The 332-nt window shown below is 36.4% G+C and carries 1 pseudogene; it reads left to right on the forward strand.

Going from position 1 to position 332, the window contains the following annotated elements:
• Nucleotides 1-54 precede the first annotated feature (54 nt).
• A pseudogene (locus tag RYX56_RS21610) lies at nt 55-332 on the forward strand (nicotinate phosphoribosyltransferase); the annotation flags it as partial.

Here is a 332-nt window from a genome sequence, read left to right on the forward strand (position 1 = left end):
TGGTATGATTGTGAAAATAGTGTAAAGCTGTAATAGTATTTTGGAGGGCATTTTATGAAACACATTTATCACGATGATAGTTTCACTCTGCATACAGATCTTTACCAGATTAATATGGCAGAGACGTATTGGAGGGATGGCATACATAAGAAGCGTGCAGTCTTTGAACTTTATTTTCGTAAGCTTCCGTTTGGAAATGGGTATGCGGTGTTTGCTGGCCTTGAAAAAGTCATCCAATTTATTCAAGGCTTCCGTTTCAGTGAAGAAGATCTTGAGTACTTGAAAAATGAAGTGGGCTACAAAGATGATTTTATAGATTACCTAAAAGAGTT

Origin of the sequence: Alkalihalophilus lindianensis, from assembly GCF_032843265.1 — a bacterium.
Lineage (GTDB): Bacteria > Bacillota > Bacilli > Bacillales > Bacillaceae_D > Alkalihalophilus > Alkalihalophilus lindianensis.